Source organism: Caulobacter sp. FWC2, from assembly GCF_002742625.1.
In the GTDB taxonomy this organism is placed as follows: Bacteria; Pseudomonadota; Alphaproteobacteria; order Caulobacterales; family Caulobacteraceae; genus Caulobacter.
Window position 1 is genome coordinate 805,142 of the sequence record NZ_PEBF01000001.1, and the last position, 24,009, is coordinate 829,150.

Sequence of the window (24,009 nt, forward strand, 5' to 3'; positions counted from 1 at the left end):
GTTCAAAGTCTGGGGGGCGGCTCGCGAGGGCCGCCCCTTTTCGTATGCGTCAGGGGGAAACATGGCGGCGTCGAGCGCCCGACCGCTAGGCCTGTGGATGTGCACGGCCCTGGTCGTGGGCAACATGATCGGCTCGGGCGTCTTCATGCTGCCGGCCTCGCTGGCGCCCTACGGCTGGAACGCCGTCATCGCCTGGATGCTGACCATCGGCGGGGCGCTGTGCCTGGCCTTCGTCTTCGCCCGGCTGGCCGAGGCCTTTCCCCGCGCCGGCGGGCCGCTGGCCTATACCCAGGAAGCGTTCGGACCGACGGCCGGCTTCATGGTCGCCTGGGCCTACTGGATCTCGATGTGGGTCGGCAACGCGGCCATCGCGACCGGCGGGGTCAGCTATCTGTCGGTGTTCTTCCCGGCCCTCGGCAAGGTCCCGGGGCTGGCCGCGCTGGTCACCGTCGCCGTGGTCTGGGCGCTGACGGCGGTCAACTGCTGGGGCTCCAAGTCCGCGGGGCGCCTGCAAGTGGTCGCCACGATCCTGAAGCTCTTGCCGCTGATCGCCGTGGCCGGCCTGGCGGTCGTCATCCTGGCGCGCAAGGGCGGAGCGGCCGTGACGCCGTTCGAGCCGTCGCAGCTGTCGGCCGGCGGGATCACCGCCGCCGCCACGCTCACCCTTTGGGCTCTGCTGGGCCTGGAGTCGGCCACTGTGCCCGCCGACAAGGTGCACGAGCCGACCCGGACCATTCCGCGCGCCACCCTCTACGGCACGGCGTTCACGGGCCTGATCTATCTGGTCGTCTGCTCGGCGGTGGTGGTGCTGTCGCCCGCCGACCTGCTGAAGACCTCCAACGCCCCGTTCGCGGACTTTGTCGGCTATCACGGCGGCGGCGACCTGCGGCTGGTGCTGGCCGCCTTCGCCGCGATCAGCGCGTTCGGAGCCCTGAACGGCTGGGTGCTGCTGCAGGGCGAGATGCCCTACGCCATGGCCCGCGACGGCGTGTTCCCGGCCTGGCTGGGCAAGGTCGGCAAGCGTGGGACGCCGGTGCGGGCCCACGTGTTGTCCAGCGCCCTGCTGACGATCCTGGTGCTGATGAACTACGCCAAGTCGATGGCCGACCTGTTCACCTTTATCGCCCTGCTGGCCACCTCGGCCAGCCTGTTCACCTACCTGTTCAGCGCCCTCGCGGCGTTGCGCCTGCAGCAGAAGCATCGGATGGACGCCTCGATGCTGCTGACCGTGCTGGCCATTATGGCGGCGGTCTATTCGATCTGGACGCTCTACGGCGCCGGGGCCTCGGCCAGCCTGTGGGGCGTGGTGCTGCTGCTGGCCGGCCTGCCCGTCCGCTTCCTGACCGCCCGCGCGGCGCGTCCTGTTCTGCCGGAGACTGTCTCGTGAAGCTCAAGTCCTTCGCCCTGCTGGCCGCCCTGGTCCCCACGATCGCCAGCGCCCAGGTCTCTTACGTCCGCGCCGGCAAGCTGGTCGACCCGCAGGCCGGCAAGGTGCTGACCGACCAATTGATCCGCATCGAGGGCGAGAAGATCACCGCCGTCACGCTTTGGAAGGCCGCGCCCCCCAATGGACCTGGGGATGGTCCGGTGACCGACTGGAGCAAGCTGACCGTCCTCCCCGGCCTGATCGACATGCACACCCACCTGGTCGACCAGGAGCAGACCGAGAACATCGCCGAGCCGCTGCTGACCACGGCCGCCTATCAGTCGTTCATCGCCGCCGATCACGCCCGCAAGACCCTGATGGCCGGCTTCACCAGCGTCCGCGACGTCGGGACCTGGCGGGCGTTCGGCGACGTGGCCCTGCGCGACGCGATCAACAACGGCCTGGTGCCTGGACCGCGCATGTCGGTGGCCGGCGCCTATATCACTGTCCCCGGCGGCGGCGGGGAGGTCACCGGCATCGCCGCAGACGTCGGCATCCCGGCCGAGATGCGGGTGGGCGTGGTCGAGGACGCTGCGGACACGCATCGCAAGGCGGCGAACATCCTGGCTCACAAGGCCGACTTCCTGAAGCTGATCGCCACGGGCGCGGTGCTGACCGTGGGCACCGAGCCCGGTCAGTTGGAGCTGTCGGAAGACGAGATCCGCGCCGCCGTCGAGGAGGCCGCCAAGCGGGGGACCTACGCCACCGCCCACGCCCACGGGGCCGAGGGCATGAAGGCCGCCATGCGGGCCGGCGTCCGCTCGATCGAGCACGGCTCGCTGATGGACGACGAGGCCATCGCCATGATGAAGGCCAAGGGCGTCTATCTGGTCGCCGACATCTATGACGGCGACTGGATCGACGAATACGGCAAGGCCCACGGCTGGCCGGCCGAGACCCTGCGCAAGAATTATGAGACCACCGAGGCCCAGCGCGAGGGCTTCCGCAAGGCGGTCAAGGTCGGGGTCAAGATCGCCTACGGCACCGACTCCGGGGTCTATCCCCACGGCCTCAACGCCCGCCAGCTGCCCTACATGGTCAGGTACGGCATGACGCCGATGCAGGCGATCCAGTCGGCGACGACCGTGGCGGCCGAGCTGATGAGCAAGACCGGCAAGGTCGGCTGCGACGCGGCCGGCTGCTACGCCGACCTGATCGCCGTGCCGGGCGATCCGCTGGCGGACATTTCGACCCTGACGCGCGTGCCAAAAGTGATGAAGGGCGGCGTCATAGTGAAAAACGAGCCGTGATCTTGCCTCAAAGGCGGTGAAAAAGCGCACAGCGCGTCGTGGCCCGGACCATGCATTGTGCATTGCAGCGCAATTTGATTGTGCGATAGCGAAACAACTGTCATGTCGACGTGGTTAGTAACACGTTGAGTAGGTCCAAGGAGGTCTCCATGACCGAGAATCACTATTACGTCCGCCCGGTCGCCGGTGTGTGGCACGTGACCTGGAACGACTCGGCTGAACTGATCGGCTGCTATTCCTCGCAACACGAAGCCGAGTCCCTGGCCCAGCTGCTGGCCCGCCACATGCGCGAGCAGGGCCGCAAGGGTCAGGTTCACGTCGACGAGCCGGAAGTCCGCACGCCCTCGTGGGGCCGCAACCGCGCGGCGCACCAGGCGGCCGCCGCCTAAGCTAGCCAGCTCTCCAGCGCGCGCGTTACGATCGCGCGCGCCTCGTCCGGGCTGAAGGTCGCCGGATCCAGGCACAGCTCCAGCCACAGGCCGTCCACCGTCGCCGTCAGGGCGATGGCGGCCAGGCGGGTCTCGGCGACGTCCGCTTCGCGCAGCAGTTTCTCCAGTCGCGCCCGGAAGTCCGCGTAGGACGCCGCGTGGATCGCTGCGATGCGCGGCTTGGTCTTCACCAGGCTCCAGAACCCGATCCAGGCGGCCAGCAGCTGCGGGTCCAGCACCGGCGGCGCGAAGCTGGCCCCGAGATAGGCCAGCAATCGCTCGCGGGGCGTCGGTCGGCGGCGTCTCCAGCGCGGAGTCGAGCGCTGCATCGATCCGCTGACCGACGGCCTCGTAGGCCGCCGCGATCAGGTCATCGACCCCCTCGAAATAGTGGCGCAGCAGGCCCGGCGAGACCCCGGCCTCGGCGCAGATGGTGCGCACCGAGGTTCCCCCGACGCCCTCGCGGGCCAGGACCGTCTCGGCGGCGGCGACCAGGGCCTGGCGGCGGACATCGGCGGTCTCGCGGGTGAAGGCGGCGCGCTTGTGCGCCCCCTCCGTCACGGCGCGTATCCGCGCCGCGCCACCTCCCCCGCAGGCGGGGGAGGAGAAGGGCGCCTCATCCTCACCCGTGCAACGGGGGAGGTGGATCGCTGCGGATACGCAGCGAGACGGAGGGGGCGCTCTGCAATCCTCACCACCCCTCCGGCGGCCTTGCCATCCGAGCTTCCGGGATCAGCGCCCGCATCTTGCGGCCGAAGCTGCGCAGGCTCACCTCGCTGGTGGCCAGCGGTCCCGCCGTGAAGGTCAGCGAGGCCATGCCCTGCTGCACCCGCGCGACCAGCTCGGTGTCCTCGGTATTGACCTGGCGGTTGATGCGCCAGTTCAGATACCGCGCCGCTTTCATCTCGCGCCGCTCGTCTGGCAGGGCGTAGGCGATCTCGCGGATCATGGTCTGGGTGGCCGAGACCGGGATGAACTGCATGAAGTCCACCTGGTCCGGATAGATGTCGAAGGCGAAGTTCGGCCACAGCTTGAAATAGGTCCACAGCCGCTTGCGGTCGTCCGGCAGGTGCGGGACGTCGGGAAGCAGGTCCTGATAGAGCCGCTCGGACGGGCTCTCCGATGGCTCGTCGATCAGCTGGCCCACATCTTGTCGACGAAGGTCTCGGCCTCGACGCCATAGCCCTTGCCGAACAGCCGGGTCAGGCCGGGGTGGGCGACGGGGATGTGCAGGCCGTCCGAATAGTTGTCGCTGATGTTCTTCCAGTTCACGTCGCGCGGCCGCAGGGTGACCCGGCCGAACGGCTGCAGCTCCTCGAAGCGGTAGTGTGCAACCTCGTCCTCGTAGGGCGCCATCATGGTGGCAACCGACGGCCCTTCCCCCTCGATCCGCACGAAGACGAAGCCGCGCCAGATCTCGGTCTCGATACTGGCCAGCCCCTCCTTGGCCATGTCCAGCGCCGGATAGTCGTCGCGCATCGGCACGCCGATCAGCCGGCCTTCCAGGTCGTAGGTCCAGGCGTGGTAGGGGCAGACGATCCTTCCCCCGCAGCGGCCGACCGGTCCGTCCAGCAGCCGCGCGCCCCGGTGGCGGCAGACATTGGCGAAGGCCCGCACGCCGCCGTCCTTGCCGCGCAGCACCACCAGGCTCTCGCCCACGAAGTCGAAGGTGTGGAAGTCGCCGCCGGCCTTGGGGATGTCGTTCAGGTGGCAGACGATCTGCCACGACGGCCGGAAGATCTTGTCCTGCTCCTCGCGGAAGAACCGCTCGGAGCCGTAGATCCAGCCGGGCAGGCCCCAGTCGGCTTGGGGATCTTCGTTGGAGAGGGCGGTCATCGCGGAGAGCCTCCGATGAAAACGCTCTCCCTCCCCCTTGGATGGGGGAGGGGCAGGGGTGGGGGTGACCCGGTTTCAGGAGAGGGCGCGGCCAGCTCAGCAGCCACCCCCATCCCCAACCCTTCCCCCATCCAGGGGGAAGGGGGCATGAACACGCTCACCGCCCACCACCGACAGCTTCACGGCCGTCGCGAAGTCCTTGTCCCTCAGGATCTCCCGCGCCGCGTTCCGCCCCGGATTGCCCGACACGCCGCCGCCGGGATGCGTGCCCGCGCCGCACATGTAGAGCCCGGCTATCGGGGCGCGGTGGCTGGCGTGGCCCAGGAACGGACGGGTCGCCCACAGCTGATCCAGCGACATGTGGCCGTGCATGATGTCGCCGCCGATCAGGCCGAACTTCCGCTCCAGGTCCAGCGGCGACAGGATCGTGCGACCCAGCACCGAGGCCTTGAAGCCCGGCGCCCATTTCTCGACAGTGTCGATGATCAGGTCAGCGGCCGCTTCACGCTCGTCGTCCCAGGAGCGGCCGTTCGGCAGGGTCGGGGCGAACTGCTGGCAGAACAGGCTGGCCACGTGCTGGCCGGGCGGGGCCAGGGACGTGTCGATGGTCGAGGGGATCAGCATCTCGACGATCGGGGCCTTGCTGATCCCGTCCCCTTTCGCATCGCGATAGGCGGCGTCCATGTAGTCGAGGCTCGGTGCGATCACGATCCCCGACTGGTGGTGCTCGGCGGTCTCCCGACCCGGCAGGCAGGTGAAGCTGGGCAGCTCTGACAGCGCCACGTTCATGCGGAAGGTGCCCGAGCCGTTCTTGTAGCCGTCGACGGTCTTGCGGAAGTCGGCGGTCAGGGCCGAGGGCGCGACCAGCTTCTTGTAGAGCAGGGCCGGATTGACGTTGGCGCTGACGATCGGGGCCATCACCTGGCGGCCGTCGACCAGCTGCACGCCGACCGCTTTCGCTCCATCGACATGCACGGCCTCGACGGGCGCGTTCAGCAGGATCTCGACCCCGGCCGCCTCGCAGGCCTTGCCCATCGCCTGGGTGATCGCGCCCATGCCGCCGACCGCGTGGCCCCAGGCGCCCTTCTTGCCGTTCACCTCGCCGAAGGTGTGGTGCAGCAGCACATAAGCCGAGCCCGGCGAGTCCGGGCTGGCGAAGTTGCCGACCACGGCGTCGAAGCCGAAGGCGGCCTTGACCGCGTCGCTCTCGAACCAGCCGTCCAGCACGTCGCGGGCGCTCTTGGTGAATAGGTCCAGCAGGTCGCGCTTCCTCTGCCGGGAGAGCATGGCCAGGCGTCCGCCCTGGCGCAGGCCCGCAGCAGACCGGGCAGGCCGTCGCCCAGGTTTGGCGGCGTCTCCTGGGCGAAGTCGCGCAGCACGTCGCCGATCTCGTCCAGCATGGCGTAATAGGCCGGCAGCACCTCGGCGTCGCGATAGCTGAACTTGCGGAACGCTTCCTGGGTGCGCTCAAGCCCGCCGCCCAGCTTCAGATAGCGGTCGTTGCTGATCGGCAGGAAGTTCGAGATCGGCCTCTCTAGAAACGTCAGGCCATAGTCGTGCAGGCCCATGTCGCCGATCACCCGCGGGTTCAGCAGGCTGACCGTGTAGCTGGCCACCGAGTTGCGGAAACCGGGATGGAACTCCTCGGTCACCGCCGCCCCGCCGACCACGCCCCGCGCCTCGCACACCGTGACCTTCAGTCCGGCCTTAGCCAGGTAAAAGGCGCAGACCAGGCCGTTGTGACCGCCGCCGATGATCACGGCGTCGCGGGTGGTGGTCTCGGCCATGGTGGTGCTCCCCCAGAGTAGATAGGGAGAGTGTTGCTGTACGATCGTATAATAGGCAAGGCTTCTCCCTTCCCCCTTGATGGGGGAAGGGCCGGGGATGGGGGTGATGCGGCGGTTCAGCCGCCTACTCCCTGCTCACCCCCACCCAACCCTCCCCCATCAAGGGGGAGGGCTCAGTCTTGCTTCCCCCGCGCCGTCAGCCAGTACATCACCGGCGTCGCCACGCGGCTCAGCAGGGTGCTGGTGATCAGCCCGCCGATGATGGCGATGGCCAGGGGCGAGTAGAGGCCTGAGCGCTCGAGCGCCAGCGGCAGCAGCCGCCGATCGCCGTCACCGAGGTCAGCAGCACGGGCAGGAAGCGCACCTCGCCGGCCTTTTCGATGGCGTCGTGCAGGTTCATGCCTTCACGGCGCAGCTGTTCGGTGAAGTCGACCAGCAGGATCGAGTTCTTGATCTCGATGCCGATCAGGGCGATCACGCCGATCGTGGCGGTGAACGACAGCGAATAGCCGGTCAGGGCCAGGGCCAGCACCGCGCCGAACACCCCGAACGGGATGATGCCGGCGACCACCAGGGCGGTCTTGAACTTCTGGAATTCCAGGACCAGCACGGCCAGGATCCCGAACACCGCCACCAGCACGCCGCGCCGAGGCCCGCGAAGCTTTCCGACGCGGCCTCGGCCTCGCCGCCCAGCGACAGGCGGTAGCCCGGCGGCAGGGGCAGGTCCTTGTTCAGCCGCGCCAGGGCGTCCTGGGTGACGCCCGACGCGAGAAAGCCGGTGCGGACCCACGAGCTGACGGTCACCGTCCGCTCGCGGTCGAAGCGGTCGATGCGCGAGGGGCTGGACTTCAGGCGCGGGGTGGCGATGGCGTCCAGCGGCGCGGCCAGGCCGTCGGCGGTCGGGACATAGACCCCCTTCAGGGCCGAAAGCGGATTGCGCGCCGCGCCGTCGGCCTGGGCCATGGGCAGCCGGACCTTGACCGCGTAGTCGTCGCCGTCCGGGTCGCGGAAGCGGGCGGTCTCCTCGCCGGACAATGCCAGGCGGGCGATGCGCCGCGTGGCGCCGGCCGGCACGCCCAGGGCGGCGGCCTTGGCCTCGTCGACGCCGAGGTCGAGGTCGGTGCGGTCCAGGCGGACGGGGTTGGTCACGTCGCGTGTTCCGGGCGTTGTCTTGAGGATCGCCTCGGCGCGGGCGGCCAGGGCCTTGAGCACGTCGAGGTTCTGCCCCGTCAGGCGCACGGCGACCGGCGCGTCGATCGGCGGGCCGTTCTCGAAGGTCTGCACGCTGATCCGCGCGCCGGGATAGTCGGCGAACTGCTTGCGCAGACGATCCAGCACCTGCTCGCTGCGGCCGGGCTCCCAGCGTTTCAGGCTGACAAACACCTCGGCGAAGGTCGTGGCGCTCTCGCGCTGGCTCTTGTTGTAGAAGATCTGCGGATTGCCGCGACCCAGGTTGGCGGCTTCCCAGATGACGTCCGGCTCGGCCCGCACGCGCTGCTCGACATAGCGCAGCACCTGGTCGGTGCGGGCCAGGGACGTGCCGTCGGGCGCCTCGATGCGGATCAGGAACTGCGGGGTCTCGGCGGCAGGGAACAACGACGAGCCGACCAGCTTCACCAGCGGGAAGGTGGTCAGGCAGATGGCCAGCAGGATGGCCATGGCGACCCACGGCCGGGCCAGGGCGCGGTGCAGAACCGGCCGATAGAAGCGGTGGATGCCGGTGTTGACCGCCCGCAGCAGGGCGTTGCCCTCGGGGTCGGAGTGCTTGTCCAGCAGGCGGCTGGCCAGGAACGGGATGATGGTCATCGAGACCAGCAGCGAGGCGGCGATGGTGCACAGCACAGTCACCGGCAGCGACTTGATATAGGCGCCCGAGCCGGCCGGCAGGGCCATCAGCGGCAGGAAGGCCAGCATCAGGGTCGCCGTGCAGCCCAGCACCGCCAGGCTGATCTGCCGGGTGCCGTTGATGGCGGCGTCGACCCGGTCCTCGCCCTCGCGCACGCGGCGGGCGATATTCTCGGTGATGACGATGCTGTCGTCGACCAGCAGGCCCAGGGCCAGCACGAAGCCGGCGATCGACAGCTGGTTCAGGGTGAAGCCCAGCGCCTGCAGCATGGTCAGGCCGATCAGCAGGGACAGCGGGATCGACACCATCACCACCAGGCCGGCGCGCGGACCCAGCGGCAGCAGGGTGATCAGCACCAGGACCAGGGCGATGCCGAAATCGCGGAACAGGTTGTGCAGGCGGTGCTTGACATTCTCGGCCTGGACGAAGCCGCGTTCCATCTTCACCCCGGCGGGCAGGGTCTTCTCGTAGTCGTCCAGCACCCGCTGCACGCCCTTGGTGATCGTGGCGACGTCCTGGCCGTCCTTCTGGTTGACGGTCAGGAAGATGGCGCGCTTGCCGTTGAAGCGGGTCAGGTGCGTCGGCTCGGCCTGGGCCCAGGCCACCTGGGCGACGTCGCGCACGCGGGTCACCTGGCCGCCCAGCGAGCGGACGGGCGTGTCGCCGATGGTGGCCAGATCGTGGAAGGCTCCGCCGGACTTGACGTTGAAGCGGCGCTCACCGGCCTGCACGGCGCCGATCGGCGCCTCGGCGCCGGCCGCCTTCAGGGCGTCGACGACGGCGGTGGGCGGCAGCTTCAGGGCCGATAGGCGGGCCAGGTCCAAGGTGACCTGCACCTCGGACGGCGGCGCGCCCCAGTACTTGGCCTCGCGGACGCCGGGCACCCGGTCCAGCCGTTCGCGCAGGCGGTCGGCGGTCTTTTCCAGGCGGCGCATCGGCAGGATGTCGGAGGTCAGGGCGACCTGGACGATCGACACCTCGGTGGTGCGGATCCGCTCGATCTCCAGCCGCTGCACGCCGGCCGGCAGGTTGCCCCGGATGGCGTTCACCTCGCGCACCACCTGGTCGAACTTGCGCTCGGTGTCGACGTCCCAGGTGAAGTGGACGCGGATCACCGCCGCGCCGTCCACGGCGGTCGACTCGACCTTGTCGATGTCGTCGAGGCCGTCGACGGCGTCCTCGATCGGGTCGACGATCAGCTGCTCGATCTCCGACGGCTCGGCTCCGGGCAGGACCGCCCGGACGATGACGATGGGCGTCGGGAAGTGGGGGTCTTCCGAACGCGGCACGTTCAGGAAGGCGTTGATGCCCAGCATGGTCAGCAGGCCGAAGGCGACCAGGGTGAACTGCCAGCGGCGGACGGCGAAGGTCGCGAGATCGAACTTCACGGTCCTATTGTCCCTTGGACGCGTCGAGGCGCTTGGGATCGATGACCCGCACGGTCTCGCCGTCGGCCACGAAGCCGGCCCCCGCCGTGATCACCTGGGCGCCGTCGGGCAGGCCCGAGACGAGGGCGTCGTCGCCGTCGAAGCCGCCGAAGCCCACGGCCATGCGCCGGGCCTTGCCCTGGTCGAACCGGTAGACGAAGGCGCGCTGGCCGTTGGCCTCAAGCACCGCCTCGGCGGGGATGCGGGCGAAGGCCGTCGTGGCGCCCGGCGCGGTGCGAACCGACAGCGTGGCGTGAGCGACCTGGCCGCTGCGCAGGGCGGCGGGCGGGGCGGAGAGCTCGATCTCGACGCTGATCGCGCCGGTGCGGGTGTCGGCGGCCTCGCCCACGCGCGTGACGCGGCCGTTGAGGGCTTGGTCTCCAAAGTCCTCGACCCTGATCTGGGCGACGTCGCCGACCCGCACCCGCGCGGCTTCGCGAGCGGAAAGCGGCAGGCGAAGGATCAGCGGGCTGGAGAGGTCGGCGATCCGCGCCACCACCTGGCCGGCTGCCACCACTTCGCCCGCCTGGGCGCGGCGCTCCAGCACCACGCCCGAGGCCGGCGAGACCAGGCTGGCCCAACGGCGGTCGAAGCGGGCGGCGTCATAGGCGGCCTGGGCGGCCTTCAGCGCGCTCGTGCGGTCGTCGATGCGCTGGCGGCTGACATAGCCCTTCTCGAACAGGGTCTTGTCGCGTTCGATGTCGCGGCGGGCGCGCTCCAGGTCGGCCATGGTCTGCTGCTGGCGGGCGTCGACCCCGGCCGGATCGATGGCGGCGACCAACTGGCCGGCCGAGACGCGGTCACCGGCCTCCACCTTCATGGACGTCAGCACGCCGGGGATGCGGAACGACAGCGCCATCTCGCGGCGGCGCTCAAGCGTGCCGGCGCCAGTCACCGCGCCGGCCGCGCCGGGCGCGGCGACGCGGGCGGCCTCGACCGGCGTCGGCGGGGTCGCCGCCTCGGTCGCGGGCTTGCCGCCACAGGCCGCGAGCGCCGTCGTCATCAGCAGCGCCGCCAGGGGAGGAAGCGGGGTCCGCCACATAAGCTGTTCCAAATCGATCAATGATAAGTTATCAGTGATTGATAGCGTTTGCTTGTCAAGCTTGGATAGCAGTGTTCAACGACCCGAGATGAAGTCTCCCCAGATCCGTTCCCCGCGTAAGCCGAAGGGCCAGGGCGCCGAGCGCCGCGAGGAGATCCTCGATGCCGCCCAGGGCTTGTTCGCCCAGAAGGGCGTCCACGCCGTCTCGACCCGCCAGATCGCCGAGATCGCCGGCATCTCGCAGCCGGCCCTCTACGCCTATTTCACCACCAAGGACGATATCGCCGCCGAGCTGTGCGTGCGGGCCTTCGCGATCCTGGGCCAGCGGATGGCCGACGCGCGGGTCGGCTACACCCCGACCACCGAGAATTTCGACCGCTGCCTGCGGGTCTATATCGACTTCGGGCTCGACCATCCCGATGCGTACCGGGTGGCGTTCATGCTGGAGAAGAGCGTCGACGGGTCATTTCTGGAAAAGACCGGCGGAAAGCCGATGGCCGCCGGCTACCAAGTTTTCCAAGTGTTCGTCGAGATGGTCGGCGAGCTGCACGCCGGCGGGCTGATGGCCGGCGACGACGTGATGGCCGCGACCCAGTCGCTGTGGGCGGGCCTGCACGGCCTGGTCTCGCTGCTGATCGCCCGGCCGGAATTCCCGTGGATCGACCGCGAGACGCTGATCGCCACCCATGTGGCCATGCTGCGCAGAGGCGCGCTCAAATAGGCGGGGCGTTGAAGTAGAGGGCTCGGACCTCTAAGTGAGCGCCTCGCTCTTTCGGGAAGGATCCCCCATGGCCCAGCTCCTGCCGCTCCAATCGTTCAGCCTGCAGGAAACCGACGACGGCTACCGCCTGCTGGTCTCGGCCATCGGCGGCGAGTCGCTCTACGTCTCGATCACCCCCGACCAGATGGACGACATCATCGACAGCCTCGAGAACGCCATGGGCGGCGAGGGCGAAGGCGGCAGCGAAGTCGAGGACGACGAAGAGTACTGACGCTCGACGCCGCCCTCTGTCGGCTATTTGTCCTCGCCGTCGAGGAAGACGTAGATCACCGCGATCCGGCCGTCGCGGACCAGGATGAAGTCGTGGCCGGCATAGCGCGGCGGCTCGCCGGCCGGCCCGGAAACCCACGACAGGCGGCCGGCGTCGTGGCTGGCCTGGGCCGGTGAGGTCTCGGTATAGGCGAAGGTCGGGTGGCCGGCCCGGATGATCCCGGCGATCCGGTCGATCGCCTCGCGCCCATGATGGCCTTCGCCATCCGGACCGTAGAAGACGGCGTCCTCGGCGTAGAGTTCGTCGATCGCGGCGCGGCGTCGGGCCGGATCGCCCTCGCCGAACACCTCGTGGAGGTTGCGGATCAGCAGTTGTTCGATGGTCATCTCATTTCTCCTCAGACTTGGGTCATGCCGCCGTCGACGAACAGTTCGGCGCCGGCGATGAACGCGGCGTCGCTGGACGCCAGGAAGGTCACGGCCTTGGCGATCTCGCCCGGGTCGCCGACGCGGCCCAGGGGGACTTGGCTGGCCATGGCGTCCAACAGGCCTTGCTGAGCGGCGGCGTCCGTCCCGGCCAGTTCGACCAGACCCGGCGTCTTGACCGGCCCCGGCGAGACGACATTGACGCGGATCTGGCGGTCCTTCAGGTCGGTGGTCCAACCCCGCGCCAGGTTGCGCACAGCCGCCTTGCTGGCGCTATAGACGCTGAAGGCCGGCGTGCCCTGAACGCCCGCGGTCGAGCCGATCAGCACGATGGCGCCGCCGTCGCGCAGCAGGGGCAGGGCCTTCTGCACGGTGAAGATCACGCCCTTAACGTTGCGGCCGAAGATGTCCTCGTAGTGGGCTTCGGTGATCGCGCCCAGGGGCAGCATCTCGCCGCCGCCGGCGTTGGGCACCAGCACGTCGATATGGGCGTGGCGCTGCTGGATGGTGTCATACAGCGTGTCCAGATCGGCCAGCTTGGAGGCGTCGCCCCGCACGCCGGTCACGTCGCCGCCAATCGCCTTCACGGCGGCGGCCAGTTCGGCCTCGCGGCGGCCGGTGACATAGACCGAAGCGCCCAGTTCGGAAAAGCGCTTGGCCGTGGCCAGGCCGATCCCGCTGGCGCCGCCGGTCACCACCACCACCTTGCCGTCGAAAGTCTTGCTCATCGTCTGTCTCCGTTGGATTGGCCCGGCGGCTCTTCCGTCGGTGACAAAACAGATGCATCCGCAACGAAGATCGGAGTAGAGAGGTAAAACGGCTCTCAGCGTTCCATTAGTGAGACAATCCATGGCCGTCGACCTCAACGACTACGTGCTGTTCGCCGAGGTGGTGGCGCATGGCGGCTTCGCGGCGGCGGGCCGGGCGCTGCGCCAGCCGAAGTCGACCTTGAGTCGCCGGGTCGCCGCCCTGGAGGCCCGGCTGGGCGTGCGGTTGATCGAGCGCTCCACCCGCCGCTTCCGGGTGACGGAGGTCGGCCAGGCCTTCCACGAGCGTTGCCGCCTATTGATGCTCGACGCCCAGCAGGCCGACGCCGTGGTCGCCGAAGCGCTGAGCGAACCGCATGGCCTGGTGCGCTGCAGCTGTCCGGTCGGCCTGGTCGAGGCGCTGTCGCCGACCTTCCAGGCCTATATGGCCCGCTATCCGAAGGTGAGCCTTCAGGTCGTGGCCGTCGACCGGCCCATGGACCTGATCAGCGAGCGGATCGACGTGGCCATCCGCGTGCGCCTGTCGCTGGACACCGACGCGGCCCTGACCTTGCGCACCCTGGGCCGCTCGACCCGGATCCTGGTGGCCGATCCGAAGCTGGCCATGCGCTGCGCCGGCCAGCCGCTGACGGCCTTGGCGGACCTGCCGACCCTCAGCCCGACCGACCAGATCGGCGAGCTGGAATGGGAGCTGCTCGACACGGCGGGCGAGGCGCGGACGGTCAAACACACGCCGCGCATGACCTGCGGCGACTTCGGGGCCCTGCGCGATGCGGCCGCCGCCGGCCTGGGCGTGGCCTTCCTGCCCGACCACGCCTGCCGCGACCTGCTGGAGGCCGGGCGGCTGGTGCGCGTGTTCTCTGACTGGAGCAGCCGGGCCGGTATCGTCCACGTGGTCTTCACCACCCGGCGCGGCCTGCCGCCGGCGGTGCGGTCGCTGATCGACCAACTGGCGGACGCATTCCGGCGGGGCGGGGTGACGGAGTAGGGCCATCCCAAAAACCCGCTCATCCCCGCGAAAGCGGGGACCCAAGCCGAGTCAGCGACTTTGTCACAACTGCGCCACTTGCCTGAGATTCAGCTTGGGTCCCCGCTTTCGCGGGGATGAGCGGTGGTGGGGGCGTTAGGTCTAGAAACAAGCGTGCTTAGCGCCGTCAGCGCCCTGCCCAAGGTCGCCCGCTTGGCCGCCGCCCCCAACGACACCCGCAGGCCTTCGCCCACCGCGCCCGGCGCGCGGAAGGCCTCCGCACCCACCAAAGCCAGCCCACGATCCCTCGCCGCTGGTGTCGCCGTCGCGCCGGGCAGCCAGACGTGCAGGCTTTCGGTCCCGCCCACCGCCGCCGGCAGCAGCTCGGCCGCCAGGGCGCGGCGGGCCACCACCTCCTCGCGCACGCCTTCCAGGATGCGAGTTGCGACGCCGTCGCGGATCCAACTGGTGACCACGGCCGCCATCAGCGGCGCCGGCATCTGGGCGATGGCGTGCAGAGCCCCTGCTGCGCCCTCCGCCGCTCCCGGCGGGGCGACGATGTAAGCCACCCTTAGGCCGGGCGACAGCGTCTTGGCGGTGGTGGCGACGTGGAGCACCCCCTCCGGCCACAGGGCGGCGAGGGCGGGGAGGGGCGCGGCCGGCAAGAGGCCATAGGCGTCGTCCTCGATGATCGTCACGCCAACGGCGCGGGCGATGGCCACGACCGCCTCGCGCCGCGCCAGGCCCATGGTCGCCGCCGTCGGGTTCTGGAAGGTGGGCGTGCAGCACAGCAGGCGCGGACGATGCTGGGCGATCAGCCGCGCCAGGGCCTCCGGCTCCAGCCCCTCGGCGTCCATCGGGCAGGCCGCGACGCTGAGGCCGCGCCGGGCGGCGGTGGCCAGCAGGCCCGGATAGGCGAAGGCTTCGGCCAGGATCACCTCGCCCGGCCGCGTCAGGTGGTCCAGCAGCGCCGACAGCGCCGTCTGGGCGCCGCTGGCGACGATCACCCGCGCGGGATCGACCTCGCCGAGGTTGGGCGCCAACCAGGCCGCGCCGGCCGTGCGCTGGGCCAGGGAGCCGGCGCCGGGGTGATAGGCCATCAGGGTCGCCGGATCGGTGCGGGCCAGGATCGCGCCGGTGGTCTCGCGCAGCAGGGCCGCCAGGTTCAGGCCAGCCGGCGGCGGCGGCAGGTTCATCGACAGGTCGACCAGCCCGGCCTCGTCCTCGTGGGTCCGCGCGCGGATGAAGGTGCCGCGCCCGGCGGTCCCCTCGATCAGGCCCCGCTCGCGGGCCAGGGCGTAGGCGCGGGTCACGGTGGTGAAGTCGATTCCGACACGACGGGCGACCTCGCGCTGTGCGGGGATCTGGTCGCCGGCCTGCAGCTCGCCCTCGGCCACGGCCTGCTCCAGGGCCGTGGCGAGACGGCGATAGGCGGGGCCGTCCAGGGCCTCGATGCGACGCAACCACGCAGCGGCGGGATTCGGTGATCCCTTAGTTGCGGACATGGGACGATTTCCATACATTATCTGCACAATGTATGGATCAATCCTGCGATTGTAGGAAGGGGCCTCCGATGGCCGACTATGAAGTTTACGACTCCCCGACGCCGATCGAGGCCGGCTTCAAGTGCTGCTGCCCGCGCTGCGGCGAGGGAAAGCTGTTCGGCGGCTTCCTGAAGCTGGCGCCGAAGTGCGACCGCTGCGGCCTCGACTACAGCTTCGCCGATCCGGCCGACGGTCCCGCCTTCTTCGTGATGAGCGGCATCGGCATCGTGGTGATCGGCGTCTTCGCCTGGGTGGAGGTGACCTATCACCCGCCGCTGTGGGTGCACCTGGTCACGGTGTTCCCGGCCTTGATCATCGGCTGCCTGGCGACCCTGCGCCCGGTGAAGAGCTGGCTGGTCGCCTCGCAATATATCAACAAGGCCGAGGAAGGCCGCTTCGAGAGCCTGGGCCGCCACGACTTCGACTCGCGGCGGCTCTGAGGGGCTGGGGGTTAAACCCCCAGCGTCCCTGCGACCTGACGCGTGGCGGCGTTCAGGCGGTTCCAGACATTGATCGCCGAGATGCTGATCAGCAGGCCGGCCAGCGCCTTCTCGTCATAGTGACGGGCGGCCTCGTTCCAGACCTCGTCCGACACCGGGTCGGCCTTGTCGGCGACGCGGGTCACGGCTTCGGCCAGCGCTAGCGCGGCGCGTTCGGCCTCGGTGAAGTAGGGCGTATCGCGCCAGCCGGCGACGGTGGCCACGCGTTCAGGGCTCTGGCCGGACTTCAGCGCGGCGCGAGCGTGCATCTCCAGGCAGACGCCACAGCCGTTGATCTGGCTGACGCGCAGGTGCAGCAGTTCGTGCAGGGTCTCGGGCACGCCCTCGACATGGGCGGACTTGGACAGCGCCATCATCGCCTTCATGGCGTCGGGCAGCAGGTAGGCGGGCTGGGTCATCCTGGCTTGCATCGGTCTCTCCTTGCGGTTTGCTGACGCCGCCGGTCACATCCGGCGGCTTGTGTTCGTCGAAGAGGTGACGAAGCCCGACGGAGCGATGTGACCGATGCCCCAAGAAAATTATCCAGCGGACAAGTTCGAGGCCGCCAGATTTGAGCAGGAAAGGTCGCGTTTGCGCGGTGTGGCCTATCGCCTGCTGGGCTCGCTGCCCGAGGCCGAGGACGCGGTGCAGGAGGCATGGCTGCGGCTCAGCCGCGCGGACACCAGCAGCGTCGACAACCTGTCGGCCTGGCTGACGACCGTGACCTCGCGGGTTTGCCTGGACATGCTGCGGTCGAGGAAATCCCGCCGCGAGGACGCCTTCCTTGACGGCGCGCCCGAGCCGGCCGTGACCGCCGAGGAGGCGGTCGAGCGCGAGACGATCCTGGCTGACTCCGTCGGCCTGGCCATGCTGGTGGTGCTGCGGACCCTGAGCCCGGCCGAGCGGATCGCCTTCGTACTGCACGACCTGTTCGACCTGCCGTTCGACCAGATCGCCCCGATCGTCGAGCGCACGCCCGACGCCGCCCGCCAGCTGGCCAGCCGGGCCCGCCGCCGGGTGCGCGGCGGCGACAGTCTCGACGCCGGCCAGGTGGCGCAGAAGAGCGTGGTCGACGCCTTCCTCACCGCCTCGCGCACCGGCGACCTGGCGGGGCTGATGGCCGTGCTGGATCCGGACGTGGTGGTCCGCTCCGACGTCCTGGGCGGCGGTGGTCAGGTCCGCGAGCTGCGCGGCGCCGAGAAGGTGGCCAATTTCTACAACGGTCTGGCCCAGACCGCCCGCACGGCCCTGATCGACGGCGTGATCGGCGCGGTGGTGGCGCCGCTGGGCCGGCTGACCCGCGTGCTCGACTTCCGTGTCGAAAACGGCCGGATCGTCGAGATCTTCGTCGCCGGCGATCCGGATCGTCTGGGCGCCGTCGAACTGGCGATGGTCTAGCCTACTTCAGCAGCGTCTGGCCGCGCCGGGTCAACTCGTCCTTGATCTTGCCGGCGGCCATGCCCAGCAGGCCGGGCAGGCTGATATCGAGGCGGGCGTGATCCTCCAGCACCTGGACGACGCCGGTGATGGTCGAGCCCATGGCCACCGCCGAGAAGTTCAGCACGTCGCCGGCCCAGCTCTGGGTGAAGCCCTTGGCGTCGCCGCCGGGGATCTGGCCGGCCAGTTGCGCCAGGCCCTGTTCCAGCCGCCGTTTGGCCTCGGCCGCGCCCAGCTGGTGGGGAATGTTGATGCTGACGGTCTTGGCCATGGTCGGTCCTCTCGAAGTTCTTCGGCGAAACGCGGTCAACCGAGGCCTGGCTGCATACGTCCGATTCTGGCGCAAGGCCAGACCAAGGTCACCGTCATCCGATGAGGCCCCTCATCTGACCGGGGAAAAGACATGACCGACTTCGCCATGACCCAGCCGTTCGCCCGCCGTCCCCGCTTCGTGCGTCCGGGCCGCCCCGGCGGGGTGCTGGGCGCCATCAACTATGCCGGCGTGCTGCTGGTCTGGCTGGCCGTGTTCGTCGTCGACCGTCAGTTGGCCCTGAAGGTGATGGCCGAGCGCCGCGCGGACTCGCCGATCCCCCGTCGCTGGGGCTGGTAATTTGGGGGGCTGGTAGGAACCTTCGAACGGCGCCATCCCTTCGGCATGTCGATCGCCGTCTCCGCCCGCCCGGTTTCGCACCTGCTGAAGGCCCCGTTCCGCATCTCGCGCGGGGTCAAGACCGCCGCCGAGGTGGTCGAGGTTATCGCCTCGGCCGACGGCCACGTCGGGCGCGGCGAGAGCGTGCCCTACGGCCGCTACGGCGAGACGGTCGACAGCGTGCTGGCCCAGCTGGCGCCGGCCCTGGCCTCGAGCGATGTGGAGGCCGCCTGCGCCGCCCTGCCGCCCGGCGCGGCCCGCAACGCCCTTGATCTGGCGCTGTGGGACCTGCGGGCCCGGCGCACAGGGGTCAGCGTCGCGGCCGTCACCGCCCTGCCGGTCCCGTCCGCCCTGGTCACCGCCGTGACCGTCAGCCTCGACACGCCCGAGGCCATGGGCGCGGCCGCCCGCGCGGTGGCCGACGCGCCGCTGATCAAGATCAAGCTCTCGGCCGAGGACCCCGCCACGCGCTTGCGCGCCGTGGAGGCCGCCGCGCCCGATTCGCGCTTCATCGTCGACCCCAACGAGGGCTGGACCTTCGAGATCCTTGACGGGTTGAAGCCCCTGCTGGCCGACCTGCCGATCGCCCTGGTCGAGCAGCCGCTGCCGGCCGACGCCGACCATGCGCTGGAAGGCTGGGACCCGCCGTTCACGGTGTGCGCCGACGAGTCCGTCCATGTCGGCGGCGACCTGGCGGCGTTGAAGGGCCGATACCAGGCGGTGAACCTCAAGCTCGACAAGACCGGCGGCCTGACCGAGGCCGTCGCCATGCTGAAGAAGGCCAAGGCGCTGGGCTTCCAGGTGATGACCGGCTGCATGGTCGCTTCGTCCCTGGGCGTCGCGCCGGCGCTGCATCTGGGGGGAGCCAGCGACTTCGCCGACCTCGACGGGCCGTGGTGGCTGGCGACCGACCATCCCGGCGGCCTGCGGGTCGAGCGCGGCCGGATCACGCCGCCGAAACCCGGCTTCTGGGGCGATGCGGCGACGGCCGAAGGGCTCTGGCTGTAGCAAGACCCGTCCGTCGCTTGGTCTGGTGCGTATCTTGGTGACCCCGCTGGAGGTCTCGACATGCCGCTCCTCACCCTTCTCGCCATCAACGCCGCCGTTTCGGCGGTCGCCTTCCTGGCGCTTTGGATCGTCAGTCTACGGATCAAGGACGTCAGCTTCATCGACGCCTGGTGGGGACCGGGCATGGCGCTGCTGGCCTGGAGCACCTTGGCCCAAGCCCCGGCGACGCCGCATGGCCTGCTGCTGACGGGGCTGTGCACTCTGTGGGCGGCGCGGCTGGGCGGCTATCTTTTCTGGCGCTGGCGCAAGCACGGGGCCGACCGACGCTATGTCTCGATGATCGACCATGCCGAAAAGCACCGTGGCTGGAGCTTCGCCAAGACCGCCCTGCTGCTGGTGTTCTCGCTGCAGTTCGCGCTTGGGTTCGTGGTGGCTCTGCCGGTGCAGCTCGGCCAGCAGGCCGGGCCGCTGGGTCCTCTGGCCTTTGCGGGCGCGGCCCTGGCGGTTTTCGGCATCCTGTTCGAGACCATCGGCGACTGGCAGTTGACCCGCTTCAAGGCTGACCCGGCCAATGCCGGCAAGGTCATGGACCAGGGGCTTTGGCGCTACACCCGCCACCCGAACTATTTCGGCGACGCTTGCGTGTGGTGGGGGCTCTACCTGATCGCCGCCGAAACCGGCCTGGGCGCCTGGAGCCTGCCGGGCCCGATCCTGATCACCGTGCTGCTGACCCGCTGGAGCGGCGTGCCGACCACCGAGGGTAAGATGCGCAAGTCCAAGCCGGGGTACGAAGAGTATGTGGCGCGGACCAGCGGCTTCGTGCCGTGGTTTCCGAAGAAGCCTTGAAGAAAACCCTCTCCTTTAGGGAGAGGGCGGGGCCCGCTGCGAAGCAGTGGGAGGGTGAGGGGTTACGAGAGCTGACGGCGTGCCGGCACTCCGTCGACCGCTATAACCCCTCACCCCAACCCTCTCCCTATGGTGTTCAGACCGGAGACATGGGTGACAGGTGTTCGGAGACATCCGTGACACATGAGGAAGATCACGTTGGGTCGTTAAGGTCGAGGGTGGCGATTGTCTTGGACCGGAAGATGATGTCGTAAACGCCGTCATGGTGGGTATGGCGTAGGGCGATGGTCTTTCCGGAGAAGGCCTTCGGGACGCGGATCTGGCGGGCGTTGAAGTGGATGCGGCCGTCCTGGACCTTTCGAGGGATATCGTCGGGCCCGTATTCGAAGGGGGCGATGGGCTCGCGATAGGTCCGCGGGCTGGGCGCGTAGCGTTCGACGGGCGTGGCCATGCCCAGAGCCTCGTGAGGGCGCTGGGTGTTGTAGACCGTCCGCCAGGCGCTGAGGTGACGGGCGGCGGCGTCGAGGTCGGCGAAGGGCGGTCCCGACAGAGCCTCGGCCTTGAGGGTGCGGTGGAAGCGCTCGTCCTTGCCCTGGGTCTGGGGGGGGGAAGGGACGTGAGTGGCCCAAGGCGATGTCCTGCTCCAGCAGCCAGACGCCCAGAGCCGTCCAGGTCCGTTCCACGCCCTGGCCCTTCATGCCTGCGCCCCAGGGCGGGCCGTTGTCGGCGGTGATGCGGCGGGGCAGGCCGTAGCGCTGGAAGGCCTTGATCAGGCTGGACTTCACCGTCGCGCGCTCCTGATCGCCGCAAGCCTCCAAGACCAGGCAAAAGCGCGAATGATCGTCGAGCACGGTCAGGGGATGCAGGCGTCCGCTCCGGCCATCGAGCGACACATAGCCCTTGAAGTCCATCTGCCAGAGGTCATTGGGCGCGGCGTGCTCGAAGCGGATAAACGGCGCGGCTCCACCACCGAACCCGCCCAGGGCCACGCCGTGGCGGCGCAGGATCTGGGTCACGGTCGAGGGCGATGGCGCCTCCAGCCCTTGGCGCCGCAGCACCGCGGCGATCTTGCGTCCGCCCCAGGCCGGATGCTCGGCCCGCACCGCTAACACCGCTGCCTCGATCGCCGCCGATGTTGTCCGGGGCGAGCCGCAAGGCCGTCGTGATCGCTCGACCAGCCCGGCTTCGCCCTGCGCCGCGTAACGCGACAGCAGCCGATAACCCAGCGTCGGGCTTACCCCGAACCGTCTGCACAGCTCGCGCCTGTTGGCCCCTTCAGCCTGCGCTAGCCGCACGAACTCAAGCTTGCAATCCATCGCAGAGACTCCCGTGAACGGCATCTCCGACCTCCCTTCGAGATCAGAAAATGTGTCACGGATGTCTCCGAACACCTGTCACCCATGTCTCCGGTCTGAACAATAGAGAGAGGGAGTCACGCCCCCAGCTTCTCGATCAGCGCCATCGCCGCCGCCGGGTTGCGCACCTTGGCCCCCGCGATGAAGTAGGCGAACACGTCGCCGCGTTCGGCCCAGGCGCGGGCCTGCTTCACCACCCCGTCCAGCTCCTCCGAGCTCATCCCGGTCGGCTCGTCCGGCTTGCTGGACATCAGCCGCGCATAGGTGAAGTCCGCCGTCGGCTGGTCGATGCAAGGCCAGGTCGGCTCCTCGTCGTCGACGGCGTAGACGATGGCCGCGCCGTACTTGGCGGCCAGGTCGTAGAATTCCTGGCAGGCGAAGGTCGGACTGCGAACTTCCAGCGCGTGGCGCAACCGCACGCCCTTCTGTTCCTTCGGCAGTAATTTCAGGAAGCCCTCGAAATCCGCCGGATCGAACTTCTTGGTCGCCATGAACTGCCAGTTGATGGGACCCAGCTTCGGACCCAGTTCCTCCAGCCCCTGCGACAGGAATTTCGTCAGGGAGTCGTTGTTCTCCGACAGCACCTTGCGGTTGGTGCAGAAGCGGCTGGCCTTGACCGCGAACACGAAGTCGTCGGGCGTCTCGTCGCGCCACTTCTGCCAGCTGTTGGGCTTGAAGGTCGAATAGTAGGTGCCGTTGATCTCGATGCTGGTCAGCTTGGACGACGCATATTTCAGCTCGTCCTTCTGCTTGACGTCATCGCCATAGAAGGTCCCGCGCCAGGGCTCGAACGTCCAGCCGCCGATGCCCGTCCGGATCACGCCCTTGGCCATGTTTGTTCCCTTCCTGTTCCCGGCGAAGCTAGTCGAGGAAGGGGCGGGCGTCGAGCCGGAAACCGGCTTAGTGCGTGGATTTGTACTGATCGATTTCGGCCTGATCGTGCGAGCACTTTCCGGTCTGCTTTATCCATGCCCCGCCGCCGTCGAGGCAGGCATCGACGGTCAGCCATTCACGGACCATGGGGACAATGATGAAGGCGGCGGCCAAGGCGAGCGTGACCGCGAACCAGATCACTCTGCGGCGCGACATCAGCACTCCACGCGGTTCACCGACAGGCCCACGGCCAGCCCGCCCATCGAGGTTTCCTTGTAGATCTCGTTCATGTCCTCGCCGGTGCGCTTCATCGTGGCGATGACCTTGTCGAGCGACACGGAATGCTGGCCGTCGCCCAGCAAAGCCAGGCGCGCGGCGTCGATGGCCTTGATGGCGCCCATGGCGTTGCGCTCGATGCAGGGGATCTGCACCAGGCCGCCGATCGGGTCGCAGGTCAGGCCCAGATTGTGTTCCATGCCGATCTCGGCGGCGTTCTCGATCTGGGCGTTGGTTCCGCCCAGGGCGGCCGCCAGACCGGCGGCCGCCATCGAGCAGGCCACGCCCACCTCGCCCTGGCAGCCGACCTCGGCCCCGCTGATCGAGGCGTTGCGCTTGTAGAGCGCGCCGATGGCGGCGGCGGTCAGCAGGAACACCCGGATCTGCTCGGGGCTACCCTTGTGGAAGCGCACGAAGAACCGCAGCACGGCCGGGATCAGGCCCGCCGCGCCATTGGTCGGGGCGGTGACGACGCGGCCGCCGGCGGCGTTCTCCTCGTTGACCGCCATGGCCCACAGGTTGACGAAGTCCATGGCCGCCAGCGGATCGCTCATCTGGCGCTCCATGCGGCCGAGGATGGTCTGGTGGATCTGGTGGGCGCGGCGCTTGACGGCCAGGCCGCCGGGCAGGACGCCGTCCTGGCGCATCCCCCGGTCGATGCAGGCTTCCATGGCCCCGAAGATCCGGTCGAGGCCGGCGTTCATCGCGCCCTCGTCCATGCGGGCCATCTCGTTGGCGGCCATGACCTGGGCGACGGTCAGGCCGGCCTGGGCGGCCCGGTCCAGCAGGTCGGCGCCGCTCTCGAACGGGAAGGGGACGGCGGGGCCTTCGTCCGGCGGGGCGTTGCTGCCCATCTCGCGCTCGTCGCGGACAAAGCCGCCGCCGATCGAGAAGTAGGTGCGCTCGGCGATCGGAAAGCCCGAACGATCGAAGGCCGTGAAGGTCAATCCGTTGGGGTGTTGCGGCAGCCGCTCATGGCCCAGCCAGACGATGTCGCGGGCCTCGTCGAACTGGATGTCGATCTCGCTGTCCAGGAACAGCGATTGCGTCGATTTGGTCTCCAGCAGGGCCGCCTCGCCGGCGTCGGGGTCGAGCGTCGCGGGCACGAAACCCATCAGGCCCAGGATCACCGCGCGGTCGGTGGCGTGGCCCCGGCCGGTCAGGGCCAGGGAGGCGTAGAGCTTGATCTCGACCCGGGCGACGTCCGGCAGCCGGCCGGCGTCGCGCAGGCGCTGGACGAACCGCCCAGCAGCCGTCATCGGCCCCATGGTGTGGCTGCTCGACGGGCCGACGCCGAGTTTGAAGAGGTCGAAGACGGAGGCGGTCATGCACAAACTCCCGCTCATCCC

21 protein-coding genes and 6 pseudogenes are annotated in these 24,009 nt (G+C 69.1%); 12 read left to right on the forward strand and 15 right to left on the reverse strand.

What is annotated here, in order from left to right; genetic code table 11:
• Positions 1-61 precede the first annotated feature (61 nt).
• From CSW62_RS03810 to CSW62_RS03820, 3 genes are all read left to right on the forward strand, one after another.
• A complete protein-coding gene (locus CSW62_RS03810) occupies positions 62-1,387 on the forward strand; it encodes an amino acid permease (protein ID WP_099575866.1) in 1,326 nt (441 codons plus the stop codon).
• On the forward strand, positions 1,384-2,676 hold the full coding sequence (locus tag CSW62_RS03815) for an amidohydrolase family protein (protein WP_099575867.1): 1,293 nt from the start codon (positions 1,384-1,386) through the stop codon (positions 2,674-2,676). The genes CSW62_RS03810 and CSW62_RS03815 overlap by 4 nt, the downstream gene beginning before the upstream one ends.
• 149 nt (positions 2,677-2,825) lie before the next feature.
• A complete protein-coding gene (locus CSW62_RS03820) occupies positions 2,826-3,065 on the forward strand; it encodes a hypothetical protein (RefSeq protein ID WP_099575868.1) in 240 nt (79 codons plus the stop codon).
• Here CSW62_RS03820 and CSW62_RS03825 read toward each other — a convergent pair.
• Positions 3,062-3,599, reverse strand: a pseudogene (locus tag CSW62_RS03825) (TetR/AcrR family transcriptional regulator). The gene CSW62_RS03820 and the pseudogene CSW62_RS03825 sit on opposite strands and share 4 nt — an antisense overlap.
• Before the next feature lie 21 nt (positions 3,600-3,620).
• Between CSW62_RS03825 and CSW62_RS27380 the strand changes: the two are divergent.
• A pseudogene (locus CSW62_RS27380) lies at positions 3,621-3,695 on the forward strand (hypothetical protein); the annotation flags it as partial.
• A gap of 100 nt (positions 3,696-3,795) precedes the next feature.
• Here CSW62_RS27380 and CSW62_RS03835 read toward each other — a convergent pair.
• From CSW62_RS03835 to CSW62_RS03850, 4 genes and pseudogenes are all read right to left on the reverse strand, one after another.
• Positions 3,796-4,940 (reverse strand): annotated as a pseudogene (locus CSW62_RS03835) (aromatic ring-hydroxylating dioxygenase subunit alpha).
• Positions 4,941-5,102: 162 nt separating this feature from the next.
• Positions 5,103-6,727, reverse strand: a pseudogene (locus CSW62_RS03840) (phytoene desaturase family protein); the annotation flags it as partial.
• 173 nt (positions 6,728-6,900) lie between these two features.
• A pseudogene (locus CSW62_RS03845) lies at positions 6,901-9,961 on the reverse strand (efflux RND transporter permease subunit).
• Positions 9,962-9,965: 4 nt separating this feature from the next.
• Positions 9,966-11,054 carry an efflux RND transporter periplasmic adaptor subunit gene (locus CSW62_RS03850; RefSeq protein ID WP_199170705.1) on the reverse strand — a complete coding sequence of 363 codons (1,089 nt, stop codon included), beginning with the start codon at positions 11,052-11,054 and terminating at the stop codon, positions 9,966-9,968.
• A 76-nt stretch (positions 11,055-11,130) separates the two neighbouring features.
• Between CSW62_RS03850 and CSW62_RS03855 the strand changes: the two genes are divergently transcribed.
• Positions 11,131-11,763: a TetR/AcrR family transcriptional regulator gene (locus tag CSW62_RS03855; protein ID WP_099575871.1), complete on the forward strand. Its 633-nt coding sequence runs from the start codon at positions 11,131-11,133 to the stop codon at positions 11,761-11,763.
• A 67-nt stretch (positions 11,764-11,830) separates the two neighbouring features.
• Positions 11,831-12,034 (forward strand): hypothetical protein, encoded by a 204-nt coding sequence (locus CSW62_RS03860; RefSeq protein WP_099575872.1) that lies wholly within the window; start codon positions 11,831-11,833, stop codon positions 12,032-12,034.
• Positions 12,035-12,057: 23 nt separating this feature from the next.
• Here the strand turns inward: CSW62_RS03860 and CSW62_RS03865 are convergent, their stop codons facing one another.
• Positions 12,058-12,420, reverse strand: coding sequence for a nuclear transport factor 2 family protein (locus CSW62_RS03865; RefSeq protein WP_099575873.1), 363 nt, complete (start codon positions 12,418-12,420; stop codon positions 12,058-12,060).
• 11 nt (positions 12,421-12,431) lie between these two features.
• On the reverse strand, positions 12,432-13,187 hold the full coding sequence (locus tag CSW62_RS03870; RefSeq protein WP_099575874.1) for an SDR family NAD(P)-dependent oxidoreductase: 756 nt from the start codon (positions 13,185-13,187) through the stop codon (positions 12,432-12,434).
• A 121-nt stretch (positions 13,188-13,308) separates the two neighbouring features.
• Between CSW62_RS03870 and CSW62_RS03875 the strand changes: the two genes are divergently transcribed.
• Entirely contained in the window at positions 13,309-14,214 is a 906-nt protein-coding gene (locus CSW62_RS03875; protein WP_099575875.1) for a LysR substrate-binding domain-containing protein, read from the forward strand.
• 89 nt (positions 14,215-14,303) lie between these two features.
• Here the strand turns inward: CSW62_RS03875 and CSW62_RS03880 are convergent, their stop codons facing one another.
• A complete protein-coding gene (locus tag CSW62_RS03880) occupies positions 14,304-15,716 on the reverse strand; it encodes a PLP-dependent aminotransferase family protein (RefSeq protein ID WP_199170508.1) in 1,413 nt (470 codons plus the stop codon).
• 50 nt (positions 15,717-15,766) lie between these two features.
• Between CSW62_RS03880 and CSW62_RS03885 the strand changes: the two genes are divergently transcribed.
• The gene (locus CSW62_RS03885) at positions 15,767-16,177 is read left to right on the forward strand and encodes a DUF983 domain-containing protein (RefSeq protein ID WP_099575877.1); all 411 of its coding nucleotides are present in this window, start codon (positions 15,767-15,769) and stop codon (positions 16,175-16,177) included.
• Positions 16,178-16,188: 11 nt separating this feature from the next.
• Here the strand turns inward: CSW62_RS03885 and CSW62_RS03890 are convergent, their stop codons facing one another.
• Positions 16,189-16,647 carry a carboxymuconolactone decarboxylase family protein gene (locus CSW62_RS03890; protein ID WP_099575878.1) on the reverse strand — a complete coding sequence of 153 codons (459 nt, stop codon included), beginning with the start codon at positions 16,645-16,647 and terminating at the stop codon, positions 16,189-16,191.
• Between the two features lie 94 nt (positions 16,648-16,741).
• On the opposite strand from CSW62_RS03890, the gene CSW62_RS03895 reads away from it, so the two are divergent.
• A complete protein-coding gene (locus CSW62_RS03895) occupies positions 16,742-17,614 on the forward strand; it encodes a sigma-70 family RNA polymerase sigma factor (protein WP_099575879.1) in 873 nt (290 codons plus the stop codon).
• Position 17,615: 1 nt separating this feature from the next.
• Here CSW62_RS03895 and CSW62_RS03900 read toward each other — a convergent pair whose 3' ends face one another.
• Entirely contained in the window at positions 17,616-17,924 is a 309-nt protein-coding gene (locus CSW62_RS03900; protein WP_099575880.1) for a polyhydroxyalkanoic acid system family protein, read from the reverse strand.
• Positions 17,925-18,056: 132 nt separating this feature from the next.
• On the opposite strand from CSW62_RS03900, the gene didA reads away from it, so the two are divergent.
• The 3 genes from didA to CSW62_RS03915 are packed head-to-tail and all read left to right on the forward strand — an operon-like array spanning position 18,057 to position 20,156.
• The gene (gene didA / locus CSW62_RS03905; protein ID WP_099575881.1) at positions 18,057-18,263 is read left to right on the forward strand and encodes a DNA damage-induced SOS-independent cell division inhibitor A; all 207 of its coding nucleotides are present in this window, start codon (positions 18,057-18,059) and stop codon (positions 18,261-18,263) included.
• A gap of 45 nt (positions 18,264-18,308) precedes the next feature.
• Positions 18,309-19,310, forward strand: a complete 1,002-nt coding sequence (locus tag CSW62_RS03910) for a dipeptide epimerase (RefSeq protein WP_099575882.1) — start codon at positions 18,309-18,311, stop codon at positions 19,308-19,310.
• Between the two features lie 60 nt (positions 19,311-19,370).
• Positions 19,371-20,156 carry a DUF1295 domain-containing protein gene (locus CSW62_RS03915; protein WP_099575883.1) on the forward strand — a complete coding sequence of 262 codons (786 nt, stop codon included), beginning with the start codon at positions 19,371-19,373 and terminating at the stop codon, positions 20,154-20,156.
• Positions 20,157-20,171: 15 nt separating this feature from the next.
• Here the strand turns inward: CSW62_RS03915 and CSW62_RS26760 are convergent, their stop codons facing one another.
• The 5 genes and pseudogenes from CSW62_RS26760 to CSW62_RS03940 form a co-directional block, all read right to left on the reverse strand.
• Positions 20,172-20,330, reverse strand: coding sequence for a hypothetical protein (locus CSW62_RS26760; protein WP_158235382.1), 159 nt, complete (start codon positions 20,328-20,330; stop codon positions 20,172-20,174).
• Between the two features lie 19 nt (positions 20,331-20,349).
• A pseudogene (locus CSW62_RS03925) lies at positions 20,350-21,496 on the reverse strand (IS481 family transposase).
• Between the two features lie 92 nt (positions 21,497-21,588).
• A complete protein-coding gene (locus CSW62_RS03930) occupies positions 21,589-22,344 on the reverse strand; it encodes a DUF72 domain-containing protein (protein WP_099575884.1) in 756 nt (251 codons plus the stop codon).
• 67 nt (positions 22,345-22,411) lie between these two features.
• The gene (locus CSW62_RS03935) at positions 22,412-22,600 is read right to left on the reverse strand and encodes a hypothetical protein (RefSeq protein ID WP_099575885.1); all 189 of its coding nucleotides are present in this window, start codon (positions 22,598-22,600) and stop codon (positions 22,412-22,414) included.
• Positions 22,600-23,988, reverse strand: a complete 1,389-nt coding sequence (locus CSW62_RS03940; protein WP_099575886.1) for an L-serine ammonia-lyase — start codon at positions 23,986-23,988, stop codon at positions 22,600-22,602. Before CSW62_RS03940 ends, CSW62_RS03935 begins: the two co-directional genes overlap by 1 nt.
• Positions 23,989-24,009: the final 21 nt, after the last annotated feature.